This window comes from Sporosarcina sp. ACRSL (assembly GCF_022346605.1).
In the GTDB taxonomy this organism is placed as follows: Bacteria; Bacillota; Bacilli; order Bacillales_A; family Planococcaceae; genus Sporosarcina.
The window spans coordinates 317,667-331,611 of sequence record NZ_JAKRNT010000004.1 but is presented as its reverse complement, the minus strand read 5'-3'; the positions used below and the strand labels follow the sequence as shown (position 1 = coordinate 331,611).

Here is a 13,945-nt window from a genome sequence, read left to right as displayed (position 1 = left end):
TGTAAAAAAAAGGGAACTGAATCGTCTTTACAGCCCTGTTCCTTTTTAAAATTTTCATAAGTAATTAAACTGTAAAAATATATAAGTTAATACTGTTTATGGGATGTATGCAACGCTAGTGGGCACCCTAAAGAATTTACATCCTGTAGTGGTGTAACTTACCAAGAACAAAATCAGATTTCTCGCCTAAAACGAAAAAAGTATCCTTTATAATAGTATTCTACGGAATTAATATATTTTAGATAGTTTTTGTGTTAACTAATTCTGAGATTACTAGTAAAGGAGAAACGTCATGCCACTAACAAGAAGAATCACACTATTACTCGTTGTCTTCTCGCTCTTGTCGTTAAACACGAAGATGGTAAGTGCCAGTGCGAAAAACGTTTTACCTTTTGAAGACGCTGAAGCAGGAAGAAACAGTAACGCTTATTTACCGACATTCCAGCCCTCTATGGATTTGAAAAGAAGTTTCGTTGAGGAAATTTCAGTTTATGCAAAAGAGGCAAATGCGAAATGGGGCATTCCGGCTAGTGCGATTATCGGAATGGCGATTATCGAAAGTGGATATGGAACTACGAGAATTGCAACAAACGCAAATAACATATTCGGGATAAAAGTGTGGGTGACGAACCCAAGCGAAAAGTGGCAGCTGAAAGGCCAACCTGATGAAAACAATGGAACCGTCCCTGTTTTGGCTAATTATGGCGTTGATCGATTAATCTTTGACGAGTCCAAAAGAGTTGATAATTGGTACCGCATGTTCGACGACTACAAAGAGGCGGTCGATTATTTGGCCGGAACGTTTCTCCTCAATAAAAGATACGGCTTCGCAAAAATAAACTATGAAAACAATCTACAAAAAGGTTGGAGCTATGAACAAGCTTCAAAACAATACATATATGAAATCGCAAATGCCGGATACAACCATTTGGGCGGTGACTATTATCGAAACCTCGTCGGCAAAGTAATGACCGAATGGGACTTGTATAAATATGACCAGAATTCGATATTCAAAGACATACAAGGACATTGGGCTCAAGAAGAAATTGAGTTCTTAGCGGAAAACGGCTGGATTAACGGATATCCTGACGGAACCTTCAAACCGAATGCTTCCTTAACGAGAGCGCATGCAGCGAAAATCATTAGCAATTTTTTAGGATTGAGCGCAACAACCGAACCGATCTATTTTAATGACGTACCTAGAACGTTTTGGGGACACGACGTCATCACGTTAGTTGCCCAACACAAGTTAATGAATGGAACTGGTAGTGAACGATTCTCGCCCCATTCATATTTAACGAGAGCACATATGGCGCAAATATTTTATAATGCCGGTTTTTATACGCAACCGGTGAATAATGCGTCAAACTCGTTTACCGACGTACGGAAAGACCATTGGGCTTATGTTGCTATTGAAACAATAAAGCAAGAAGGTATTATGGCAGGCTATGGAGATGGACGTTTTGGAATCAATGATCCGATAACGAGAGCTCAAATGGCGGCCGTTATGTACAAGCTCGATCAGAAGGGCTCGAACAAGAAATAAAGTCGAACACTCCACTACTGTCTGTGAAAGTGTTCATATAAACATGTAGGGAAGCCAATCACTAGTGAATTGATAGGCTTCCCGTTTTTTTATCTAAGAGGCACAACAACTTCCTTCATCTTTCTCTCACTAAATTGTAATCATATATACACAAATTTCTTGTTCAAAATTGACAAAGCATTGAACATAGTATACAAATCACCTTCTCTGTATTACGATGAAAAAAAAGGAGGTAATTCTTATGATTAATAACAATAACGGATCCATCGTCGTGCCGGAAAACCCGGTATCACGGTTTTTATTTAGCGACACACGCTCGGCTTTCATTTGGTTGGTCATTCGGTTGTACGTTGGCTATGCATGGTTGAAAGCGGGTTGGGGGAAAGTAACTAGTGATGCTTGGACAGGCGAACATGCTGGGACTGCACTACAAGGTTTCATTAAAGGCGCGTTGGCGAAAGCACAAGAAGGCGGAGACGTTTCGGGATGGTATGCTTCATTCCTAGAGAACACCGTGCTGCCAAATGCAGAGCTGTTCAGTTTCTTCGTTGCGTATGGTGAACTATTAGTTGGTCTTGGCCTCATTTTCGGACTACTAACCGGAATTGCCGTCTTCTTCGGAGGCTTAATGAATGTCAGTTTCTTATTTGCAGGGGCTCTCAGCTCAAATCCATTGATGTTCATTTTAGCAACCTGGCTTGTCCTTGCCTGGAAAGTAGCTGGCTGGTACGGTCTCGATCGTTGGGCGCTCCCTAAATTAGGAACACCATGGAATCGGAAAAAGACTGTATAATTGGTGAAACGCACACAAAAGGAAGCCAATCAAACACTGATCGGCTTCCCATATTTTCATCTCACAGGCACCCGTTTTAAGATGCCGTTTCAACTTGTTCTCATCTATTAAAAAACACTTCACGCAAGACGATATGAATGTCGCCAGCCGTAAAATCATAATACATCGAGAAGTATTCGCCGTCATAGACGTCTCCGGTTTCAATCGTCCAATTCATCAAGCGGACGAGCTCCGCAGGGTCAATCGGTCTTCGCTTGTCTTTGGCAAGCCCAATATTATCGGCACGCCACCTAATCGAGTCTTCAAAGTTCCCTGTGAATAAATTAAAGTGTGTATGATGTTTTAAATTGTTTTTCTCACGAATCATCAGTTGCTTGGCCTCTTGATCTTGTTTCAACTGTGCATACGTTTTCCCTTTCGGAAGCGGAACGTCAGACGGTTTCTTGTAAGCTGCAGTTAGCAAGTTCCGTGAGTAAATCGGAATGTTTGTCCGTTTCTTTGCAATGATTTCTTTTTTATTCGGAAGGTGAATAAATTCATTTTCATTGTCCAAGAGAATAAAGGAGTTCGGATAGGCAACCGCATACTCCGCCCCTTTCTTGAACTTCTCTTTCGAAATGTTCATCTGCAGATGAAAAGAGACCGGCGCGTCAGCAAATATGTAGGCAGAATCAGAGTAAGAAGAGCGGTAGCTATAATCTACCATTTGTGAATACATGCTGTCCTTATTCGTATTCGGATTGAACGTTTGCAACCCTTTTCTCTCCATTGCGCGATACAGAAAAGTAATAAACTGCGCCCGTGTCACATTCTCTTTCGGACGGAAATCACGTAGCTCCGTCGTAATTTGCAGGTCTGCAATAAGCCGGACTGCATCCTTATGGCTTTCCGAAACATTCGATAAATTAACAGCATGTGAACTCTTACCATTTGATTTCAACTCAAGAGCACGCACCAATACGGTCGCCATCTGCTCGCGGTTCAACACACCATCTTTAAAATAGTGATCCTCACCTTTAAAAATCCCACTTTCAATATTCGCCGCGATCGAAAGAATAAGTGGATGATTCACATTCAAATCTCGATATGGTTTTATAATAGTTTCATGATTTTCCGGCATCGGAAGGCCCAAAACACTCGCGAAAATCGCCGCCACTTCCGACCGCTTGATTGGCGAATTCGGCTTAAACGCTAGCACATTCTGATCGACGCGATACCCGCCAATGAACCCTTCTTCAAACAAATAATTGATCGCCTCATAATGCGAACTAGAAGGCTTCACATCATTATACGTATACGTCCGAGCTTCCACTGGATTATTCGCAAGGATTCCACTCAGTAATAACACGAAAACCGTAACAGCAACGAACCTCTTCATCTCCATTCACCTTCTTCTGAAATGAAATATTTACCATACGACCTTATTACTGACTATACCATATGAGTCAACTAGAGTCGCCACAAAATTTCGACTCTAGTAGGCGTATGGTCCCTTTTTGGTGATAACTTCTTTTATTCGATAGATAACTCACTAGATTCAATAGATAACTTCTTGGATTTGATGGATAACCCTGCACATTCAATAGATAACTTTACAAATTCATTTGTTAATAAAAACAACCTTATAAGTGAAGTGTATAAAAAATCTTCCCCGCAATACGCTGAAACAAAAGGAGGTTATTCATTGGCAAATAACAATACAATTGTCGTGCCGGAAAACCTAGTATCACGGTTTTTATTTAGCGACACGCGCTCGGCATTTATCTGGCTCATCATTCGGCTGTATGTTGGATACACATGGTTAAAAGCAGGATGGGGAAAACTAACGAACGATGCTTGGACTGGCGAAAACGCCGGAATCGCTCTTCAAGGATTCATCAATGGGGTATTAGCGAAAGCAAACGAAGGCGGAGATGTTGCCGGATGGTATGCCTCTTTCTTAGAAAATACCATACTGCCGAACGCAACACTATTCAGCTACATGGTTGCATACGGTGAATTTTTAGTCGGTCTTGGCCTCATCGTTGGCCTACTCACCGGAATCGCCGCCTTCTTCGGGGGCTTAATGAATGCCACCTTCTTATTCGCAGGGGCATTAGGCGCAAATCCATTGCTCTTCATCTTAGCAACCTGGCTCGTCCTCGCATGGAAAGTAGCTGGCTGGTACGGTTTAGATCGATGGGCGTTGCCGAAACTAGGAACGCCGTGGAATCGGAAAAGGGCGGTGTAACGGAATTATTGAGCGTTCGGAGAGATTTATGATCACTCTGTCAAAGTACTAAGATTACACACAGAAATTTATGATCACTTGCTAAGGATGTATAAGCACTCAGCAACCTCAACAGGGCTGTCACGGAAAGTCGGTTTTAACCACTTTTCCGGACAGCCCTTATTAACGTAAATCTACTATTAACAATCACTTTCAAAGTCTTTCCAAACAGGCTATAACGCACGGCTCTTACTAAATTATGTAGAAACCAGCTTTGTAATTTACGACTCTTTTTAAGTCAGGTAGTTCGTCAACCGGATAGGTAGTTCGTCAACCGGATAGGTCGTTCCCGAAATTTCTGCATACCGTCTGTGTATACAATTTCGGACTGGGCTAATTGTGTAATGACGGCTGAGTTAAATACCATTTGCGCTTCAACGCATGTTTCAAGCACTTCATCATAGACGATTTCATCTGCGGCTTCCGTAATGATATCCGCAGCTATCCAATCCGGATATCGTCCAATACTTTGAAAGCTTTTTGGACTCGCCTCGACTTTATCGAAGTAAAAGTTTAAATGCTCGGCTTCCTCAAGTAAGAACACTTCTGGCAGCCAGTCATTCCCATACTTTTTAAATCGTTCACGCCAATAATTATTCATTTTCGAAATGGAGGTCTTTCCAATTTCAGCGCTGACGACATCGACCACTGCATTAAAGTTATCTACAAGCAGTCGGCCATCTACATTCGTCGGAACTCGGGCAATCCCATACATTTTTGCACTTGGCAAAAAGTACGATACCGGAAAACGCGGTGGACTATTATATCCTGCAAACGGCTGTACCCATTCATGTGACGGGATGCCATGATCGTCGATAATGACGTCAGGCGCCCATTTCCGTAATAGCTCCGGCATAATATTGCCTTCCCCGAAGACCGATTCACTGAATCTAACATAGTTATACTCTAATCCGACGGCGTTAAAACGAGCTGCATGATGTTTCCATTCCGGATGTTCACTCATGAGACGTTTCAACAATTGATAGCCATCTACATTTGCCATTGGAATCACAATGATATTTACCTTTTTTAATTGTTCAACTATGAAATTATCGATTAACTGAAGGACTGCATATGTGCTTGAAACCTCATTTGAATGATGGCCCGCTTCGATAATAATCGTCGGTTTAGCCAGCGTCATCTTCAACCCAGAAACATACTCTTCTTCCGTAGGCAAATAACACTCGACAACCGGAATTTGCGCATGACGGAACGATTCATCAGGCACGACAACTGGATACGGGCTTCTTTGGAGGAATTCCTCAACCTTATGATGTGCATGTTCTTTCTTAATTTCATAAGACTTGACAAGGCATTGTACCGGAACTCCATTTCTGACAGCAGATACTCTATCCATTTCGTAAGATGAATTGAAATGGAGTTTTTCCGTTCGTACTTTAGGCACCTGATCGTTTGCATATCGGAACACTTTCACTTTTGCTCTCGGTTCGTCTTCAATCGTCAAGTGCATAAACGGATACACGCCGCCTGGAGCGTAAAATGGCTTTCCTTCCACTTCCTCTCCCCAATGCGCAAAGTAATCAAGTGTATTAAAATAGAGATCTTCATGCAATGCTTCCAATGAAGAAATTCTTTCCTCATCGAAGCCTAATTTCCGCTCACTCTCATTCATCCATACATCAATTTCAATCCGGTCAAAAAACGGTACGACATGCCCCTGGCCCGGTTCATAATTCTTCACCTTTTCTTTGACGGCCGGCAATACTTCCTTTAAATAAAATTCATAAAACGATGCCCTCGAACTATCTATCAATTCGACAACCCGTTCTCCATTTTTCAACAAAATTGCTACCGCACTTGTCGATGGATAGGCATAGTTTTTCCCATTCACGTAATCCATCCGTTTTACCGGTACATTCAACCTTCCCATCTCAGAACGAACTCCGCTCTTTTCCCCATATACAATGTATGTGGATTCTTGGCTAGGCTGACATTCAAAAATCACCTTTTCATGCTGAATACCCCATTCTCTCTCCAGCAATAAATCAACGGGATACACTTCCTGAATCCACCGAATGTTTAATTCTAACCCTTTCGGCAGGTTGTCCTCTACAACTGAAATGATGATTTTATCGAATGTCTCGCCACGAAATTGCGGAACTACCACTTCTTCAATCCAGTGATACGCCGTTTTAAACGACGAATATACTTCTACCTGATTGATATCGTAAGTTTGTTTCCACTGTTCTTTCAGTTCATTTCGCCTTTCCGGGTCTTTCGAAATATAGATTTTCGCATCTGCAATTTGATTTTTATACTGATTTAATACTTCCTCTATTTTCTCTTTTTCACTTCGGTCCTGCCAATCAAATTCAAGCATCAAATCATCTGTAAAATCAAGTCGCTTTAATTCCTTTTCCCAATAGCCAAAGTTTCCGCCTTCACTCCAATGTTTTGCTCGGCTGACTGTCTGAACAATATTAGGTATTTCACGATTCGTTCCTTGAAATGAAATATGATTTTTCTCGACAAGTTGAAGAGACAGGTCGCTTTGCTCATCGACCGTAATTTTTACTTTCGCAAGCTGTCGATCCCGCCATGGCAAGACGAATTGAGTAGACAGTAAGGATGCCCGGGCAATAAATTCGCAAAAAGCTTTCCCGAGCTCCACCGAGATACGATCTTCCATATGCAAACCTATACTTAACTCACGGTACGGTGACGCTTCAAAACTATCGCCGAAGCCGGCGAATGTCCAAATGTCTTCCAAATTTTCAATTTCAGGAACGACAGTATCTTCTCGGTAAGCTAGTCCTTCGCTAGCAATCGTTGATAATACAGTATTTAACTCATCTTCTGTCGTGTAATGAATTGTAATCCGGGATTCTTCCATTTCAATTCGTGTGCAATCACTTTTTACCCAGCTGAGACTAAATCGCTGATTTGCCTGTTCAAAGAAATTGAAAGAAAGCGCTGTCGTCTCGTACCCTATCCTTGCAAAAAAATCAAATAATGCAGGAGGAAAATAGTCGTCCGGAAAGTCTATATGAAGAGAGATCCCGTCAATTACTCCATCTTCATTCTTATCCACTAAAACTCCATCTGTGGACCATATCTTTTGTATGAGTTCATTCACAATGATCACCTACATTTTCAGATTTGGATCAAAACGGTCTCTCAACCAGTCTCCTAATAAGTTGAAACCTAACACTGTTAACATAATTGCGATTCCAGGGAAAACTGCAGTCCACCAAGCTGTCGTTGTATAGTTGCGGCTATCCGCCAACATGCCACCCCACGAAGGAATTGTCGGATCTACGCCCAATCCTAAAAACGTGAGGGATGCTTCCAAAAGAATAAATTCAGCAATATACATCGTCCCCAACACTAAAATCGAGGACATGACATTCGGCAAAATATGCTTCCAAATTATCGTGAAATTACTGCCGCCAATTGCTTTCGCCGCCTGTATATACTCTTGTTCTTTTAATGAAATGACTTGTCCACGGATCAGACGGGCAAAGCCTACCCAATACGTTATCCCTAATATGATGATGATCTTCCACATACCCGTTCCAAGAACACTCATAACGATAATCGCTAGCAATATAAACGGGAATGCCAATTGAATATCTGCCGCCCGCATGATGAAATCGTCAAGCCATTTTCCAAAATAACCTGATATCAAACCAAAGAAAACACCGATGACTAGCGCAATCAACACACCCATAAAACCTACCATCAGTGAAATTTGCGCGCCATGTATGATTCTACTGAGTAAGTCCCGACCGACTTGATCGGCCCCTAAAAGGTATACAGATTCTCCAAGCGGATCAGCCCAGGACGGTGGGAGTAAACGGTCCTTCAAGTTGGCTTTGGCATAATCATACGGACTTATAACAGAAGCGAATATGGCTGCTAGAATACTTGCTGCCGTTAAAATCATCCCTAAAACTCCCGTAGGATTTTTCTTAATGAAATTCCAAGAGCGCTGAAAGGTGGATTTTTTCTTCTCCATCACTTGCACTTGTGCCATATTACCCCCCTGCCTTTCCTGCTTTAATTCTCGGGTCGATAAATGAATAGCTTATGTCTACAAGTAAATTGACTAGCACCATAATCATTGCCAAGAAAATGACCCCGCCTTGAATGACGGGATAATCCCGCTGATTGATCGCGTCAACAATCAACCTTCCAATTCCAGGCCAAGCAAAAACTTGTTCAATAATTACCGTACCGCCTAATAAGGCCCCTAATTGCAAACCTAAAAAAGTAACGGTCGGAAGCAACGCATTTCGGAAAGCGTGTTTAATCACAACTTTCCATTCTTTAATACCTTTTGAGCGAGCTGTTGATATGTATTGCTGATTCAATACTTCCAACATTGATGAACGGATAAGCCTGGCCAATATTCCGGACAAGATTAATCCTAATGTGACAGATGGCAATATGAGGGAAGAGAACCCGTCATACCCCGATGCAGGCAGCCATCCTAGTGTCACGGAGAATATAAGGATTAACATGATGCCAAGCCAGAAGTTCGGAAATGATATCCCGATCAAAGAAAAGATTCGACCAAAAAAGTCAATGAACTTTCCACGATAGACTGCGGATAATATACCGACTGGAAAAGCAATTAACATTGCCACTACTAATCCGCCTAGAGCTAAAGCCAACGTCGCACCAGCTCTTTCAAAAATCATAGTAGCTACAGATGCACCGCTTCGAAACGACTCGCCAAAATCAAACATCAGCATCCCTTTTAAAAACAACCCATATTGAACGTATAAAGGTTCATTCAAACCTAGTCTTTCATTTAACGCTTCAATCGCCTCAGCAGTAGGTTCACCCGCGCCAAACATGACTGCCGCAGGATCTCCAGTTAAGCGAATCGAGAAAAAGACCAACAATGAGATGAAAAAGATGACGAATATCATATGAAGCAATCTGCGTAGTATGTATGCAAACATTGGAGATCCCCCTTTATTAATCATATAAAAGAAAGAGATAGCATGATTTTTGCACACTATCTCTTTTTCCATATTACTTCACAGATACTTCTTCTAAACGGAAGCGATCATCATGTGGAGGCTGGAAGTTTTCCAGTCTTTCGTTAGCACCATAGAGAGCCACTTCTTGGTAAAGATTGATTTCAGGAGCAAGGTCATATAAGACTTCTGTCAGTTCCATGAAAATCTCTTCTCTCTCATTTTGATCAACAGTCGAACGTTCTGCTTTCAACAACTCTTCAACTTTCGGATCGCTGAATGACGGATTCCAATGCTGACCCTCTGCGTACATTAAATAAGCGGTATTATCGAAATCCAATGTCCATCCGCCCCAGCCTTGACGATACAGATGCCCAGCTTTTCCGCCCGGGATCAATTCTGAAGTCAACGTAGTCGGATCGGCATTATTAATGTTTAACTTTATGCCTACTTCTTCGAAATAATAGGCGATAATTTGTGCTATTTCTTTAAAGTTTCCATCATTACCAGGGATGAAAAGGTCAAGTTCTGTCCCTTGAGGTACCCCTGCTTCTGCAAGCAATTCCTTTGCCTTTTCCGGGTCATACGGATATGGTTCTAAATCAGGATTGTATCCGAATGAAAGGTCACTCTGATACGTACTGATCGGATTACCATAACCATCTAATATCTCGTCAATAATCGCTTCTTTATCAACCGCATAGTTCAATGCTTGTCTCACCAATTTATCGTCAACAATGCCTTGTCCCGGATCGAAACGAAGTGAGAATACTGTAGGAGTTCCTACTTCTTTTAGTTCAATATACGGTGCATCTTTTACCGTTTGCGCCTGTGAAATTTCAACTCGTTTCATAATGTCGATTTTTCCAGTTTGAAGTTCCGCTAAGCGAGTGGAGGCTTCAGGAATGAAACGGAAAGTTACGCCATCTAATTTCGGCAGTCCTTCCTTCCAATAGTTTTCGTTTTTCTCTAACTTCACATATTGGTCACGCTTATATTCCACCATTTTAAAAGGTCCTGTTCCTACAGGGTTATCATTAAAAAATTCATCCGTGTTTTCTTGAACGTATTTTGGCGGAACAATAACCGCTCCGTAACCGGATAATTTTGTAAGCAGCACTGGATCAGGCGTATTCAAATGGAAGATGACTTCATAATCATTCACAATTTCAACTGAATCAATCGATGTATAGTTTGATTGCTGCGGCCCTTTTGCACCCTCATCTCCTAAGAGTCGGTCAAATGTGAATTTAACAGCTTCCGCATTAAAAGGTTCCCCGTTATGAAACGTAACGCCTTCCCGCAATTTAAATTTTACTGTCACATCATCGATAAACTCCCAAGATTCGGCTAGGCCAGGTTGCAACTCCAAATCCAAATTTCGGTCAACCAATCCTTCAAAAACAGAGGATGCCACAGAGCTCCAATCTAATAGGAACGTATCAATCGGATCCCAGCTTTGCGGGTCGGACGGAACTGCCACGACAATGTTATTCCCTCTATCTGCCGCCGGATTTTTACTCGGATCTGCTTCCGATGCTCCGCCGCTAGAGTTTGAACTTCCGCCTCCAGAGCAAGCAGCCAAAATGACCATAAGTGCTAAGAGCAGCATGAACGATATCTTTTTCTTATACATGTACAACACTCTCCTTCTCTATGCTTTTATTTTGTAGTTCAGCTGAATTCGGGTACAAATGACACGAAGTAAAATGATCCTTTTCGACCTCTATGAAAGCTGGTTCTACATTTTTGCAAACTTCCATACAGGAAAAACATCTAGGATGGAACGTACAGCCAGTCGGCGGATTGGAAGGGCTCGGAACATCTCCTGTCAGTACAATCCGTTCTTTTTTCTCATCCGGATGAGATTTCGGCAAGCTTGACAAAAGAGATTGCGCGTATGGATGGAGCGGATTGGTATAAAGGCTGTTCTTATCTGTCAGCTCAACCATCTTCCCTAGGTACATCACTCCAATTCGGTCACAAAAATGTTTGATCACACTTAGGTCATGGGAAATGAATAAATACGTCAAGTCATATTCTTTCTGTAAATCTCGCATTAAGTTCAAAACTTGTGATTGGATTGATACGTCTAGTGCAGATACAGGTTCGTCGGCAATGATGAACTTAGGCTTTGAAATTAATGCTCTAGCAATTCCGATTCTCTGTCTTTGTCCTCCAGAGAATTCATGTGGCAATCTATTCAGCTGGGCTTGTGTTAAACCAACCTGTTCCGCAACTTCAATCACTCTTCGTTTTCGTGATTCTTTATCTTTCACACCAAAGTTGATTAGTGGTTCTTCAATGATTTGAAATACTTTCATTCTAGGATTAAGTGATGCAAATGGATCCTGAAAAATAATTTGCATATCTTTTCGGTATTTGATCATCTCTTTCGGTGAAAGATTCGTAATGTCATTTCCATCAAAAAAGATTTCACCTGAAGTCGGTTCTAACAACTTGAGAATTGTCCGCCCCATTGTACTTTTGCCACAACCAGATTCTCCAACAATGCCAAGGGTCTCTCCCCGATTCACCGTGAATGAAACACCGTCTACAGCTTTTACTTCACTTAAAACTTTTCTTCCGGTAACTCCTCCGAGTTGCGGAAAGTACTTTTTTAATTGTTTTACTTCTAATAAGGGAGTCGTCAACTTGTTTCCTCCTCTCCGTACAGCCAGCACCTGACTTTACTTCCGTTTAAGTGAGCGAACATTTCCGGATCTTTCGAACATCGGTCATGCGCAAACGGACAACGTTCTTTGAATCGGCATCCTTGCACAATACTTCCCGGAGGAGGAACGGTTCCAGGAATGCTTGATAAGTACTCTTTTTCCTCATGAATGGAAGGCAAGGAAGATAGAAGCCCTTTTGTATAAGGATGAAGAGGTTCATCAAACAACATTTTGGTCGTAGCTTCTTCAATAATTTCCCCAGCATACATCACGACGACGCGATCACAAATTTCAGCAACGACTCCCAAATCGTGAGTGATTAAGATAATCGACATTTGCAACCTTTTTTGCAGCGATTGCATAAGCTCCAATATTTGGGCTTGGATCGTTACATCTAACGCTGTCGTCGGTTCATCAGCGATTAATATTTGGGGGTCATTCACTAAAGCCAACGCAATCATGACGCGTTGCCTCATTCCTCCGGATAACTGGTGAGGATAGTTATCCATCACTTCATCCGGTCGCGGAATACCAACAAGCTTTAGCATTTCCAACGTCCGTGCATCCGCTTCTTTTTGGCTTACTTTTTCATGGCTTAGAATCATTTCCCGAACTTGTTTTCGAATTGGATAAACTGGATTTAAGGAACTCATCGGCTCTTGAAAGATCATCGACATCTTTTTTCCGCGTATATCCCGCCAGTTCCTTTTCGAGAAACTCTCGAGGTTCAGTTCACCTAAGTGAATATGGCCATCTAAATAATCGATTCCTTTTGGTAGGAGTCCCATAAGCGAAAGGGATGTCATACTTTTTCCACATCCAGACTCCCCGACAATGCCTAGTGTTTCTCCTTCCTTTAAATCGAAAGATACTCCATTTACAATAGGTGTCTTCTTCTTGCCGTCGATGACGCCAACTTTCAACTCATCTACTTGCAATATCGCCTGCTCAGACATGCTATCACTTCCTTTTTAGTTAAACCCCGCTTTTCATTGTCTGTCGAATCGATTTTAGAATTTCAACTGACGCTTCATTATCACCGTGAATACAAAATGTATCTGCCTTTATCAAATATGTAGATTGTTGTCTCGTCGTTACTTTTGATTCATTCACCATTTGTTGAAATTGTTTCGTCGCATGATGGGGTTCGCTTATCACGCTGTTCACTATTTTTCTCGGAGTCAGCTGGCCATCCTCTTCATATGTTCGGTCTATAAACGCCTCGGCCCAGACTGTTAGACCTTTCTTTTGAGCAACTTCAACAGTCACACTGTCGGCGAGAGCATATAAAATTAGCTCCTTCGAATAATCATGTACAGCATCTGCAATTGCCTCAGAAGTTTCTTCGCAAATAGCCGCCCGATTATATAAAGCGCCATGAGGTTTTACATGATGTAACCGTTTTCCAAACTTCTTTAAAAAAGCATCTAAAGCGCCAATTTGATAAAGAACAATATCATAAATTTCGTCTTTAGATAAATTCATCTCTCTGCGGCCAAAACCTATAATATCCGGATATCCCGGATGAGCCCCGATATTTACGCCATACTGAATGGCAGCTTCTACTGCTTTCCGCATATTGCCAGGATCGCTAGCATGAAAACCACATGCAATGTTCACGCTATCTACATACTGCAATAGTTCTGAGTAATCTTTTATTTTGTAAATTCCATAGTCCTCGCCAAAGTCACAATTAATATCAACTGCTCCCAA

Annotated in this window: 11 protein-coding genes; 3 read left to right on the top strand and 8 right to left on the bottom strand. The window is 41.7% G+C overall.

Going from position 1 to position 13,945, the window contains the following annotated elements:
- Positions 1-292: 292 nt before the first annotated feature.
- Together MHZ92_RS08500 and MHZ92_RS08495 are read left to right on the top strand one after the other, a co-directional pair.
- Entirely contained in the window at positions 293-1,546 is a 1,254-nt protein-coding gene (locus MHZ92_RS08500) for an S-layer homology domain-containing protein (protein ID WP_239431239.1), read from the top strand.
- A 241-nt stretch (positions 1,547-1,787) separates the two neighbouring features.
- Positions 1,788-2,339, top strand: a complete 552-nt coding sequence (locus MHZ92_RS08495; protein WP_239431238.1) for a DoxX family protein — start codon at positions 1,788-1,790, stop codon at positions 2,337-2,339.
- A 100-nt stretch (positions 2,340-2,439) separates the two neighbouring features.
- Here MHZ92_RS08495 and MHZ92_RS08490 read toward each other — a convergent pair whose 3' ends face one another.
- A complete protein-coding gene (locus tag MHZ92_RS08490) occupies positions 2,440-3,717 on the bottom strand; it encodes an S-layer homology domain-containing protein (RefSeq protein ID WP_239431237.1) in 1,278 nt (425 codons plus the stop codon).
- A 306-nt stretch (positions 3,718-4,023) separates the two neighbouring features.
- Between MHZ92_RS08490 and MHZ92_RS08485 the strand changes: the two genes are divergently transcribed.
- Entirely contained in the window at positions 4,024-4,569 is a 546-nt protein-coding gene (locus MHZ92_RS08485; RefSeq protein WP_239431236.1) for a DoxX family protein, read from the top strand.
- 289 nt (positions 4,570-4,858) lie between these two features.
- Here MHZ92_RS08485 and MHZ92_RS21590 read toward each other — a convergent pair whose 3' ends face one another.
- From MHZ92_RS21590 to MHZ92_RS08450, 7 genes are all read right to left on the bottom strand, one after another.
- On the bottom strand, positions 4,859-7,705 hold the full coding sequence (locus MHZ92_RS21590) for a M14 family metallopeptidase (protein ID WP_239431235.1): 2,847 nt from the start codon (positions 7,703-7,705) through the stop codon (positions 4,859-4,861).
- A 9-nt stretch (positions 7,706-7,714) separates the two neighbouring features.
- A complete protein-coding gene (locus tag MHZ92_RS08475) occupies positions 7,715-8,605 on the bottom strand; it encodes an ABC transporter permease (protein WP_370644663.1) in 891 nt (296 codons plus the stop codon).
- 1 nt (position 8,606) lies between these two features.
- On the bottom strand, positions 8,607-9,539 hold the full coding sequence (nikB, locus tag MHZ92_RS08470; protein ID WP_239431234.1) for a nickel ABC transporter permease: 933 nt from the start codon (positions 9,537-9,539) through the stop codon (positions 8,607-8,609).
- 73 nt (positions 9,540-9,612) lie between these two features.
- Complete coding sequence (locus tag MHZ92_RS08465) at positions 9,613-11,193, bottom strand: ABC transporter substrate-binding protein (RefSeq protein WP_239431233.1); 1,581 nt, start codon at positions 11,191-11,193, stop codon at positions 9,613-9,615.
- Positions 11,186-12,211 carry an ABC transporter ATP-binding protein gene (locus MHZ92_RS08460; RefSeq protein WP_239431232.1) on the bottom strand — a complete coding sequence of 342 codons (1,026 nt, stop codon included), beginning with the start codon at positions 12,209-12,211 and terminating at the stop codon, positions 11,186-11,188. The genes MHZ92_RS08465 and MHZ92_RS08460 overlap by 8 nt, the downstream gene beginning before the upstream one ends.
- Positions 12,208-13,188 carry an ABC transporter ATP-binding protein gene (locus MHZ92_RS08455; protein WP_239431231.1) on the bottom strand — a complete coding sequence of 327 codons (981 nt, stop codon included), beginning with the start codon at positions 13,186-13,188 and terminating at the stop codon, positions 12,208-12,210. Before MHZ92_RS08455 ends, MHZ92_RS08460 begins: the two co-directional genes overlap by 4 nt.
- Positions 13,189-13,207: 19 nt before the next feature.
- The gene (locus tag MHZ92_RS08450; RefSeq protein WP_239431230.1) at positions 13,208-13,945 is read right to left on the bottom strand and encodes a 5-oxoprolinase subunit PxpA; all 738 of its coding nucleotides are present in this window, start codon (positions 13,943-13,945) and stop codon (positions 13,208-13,210) included.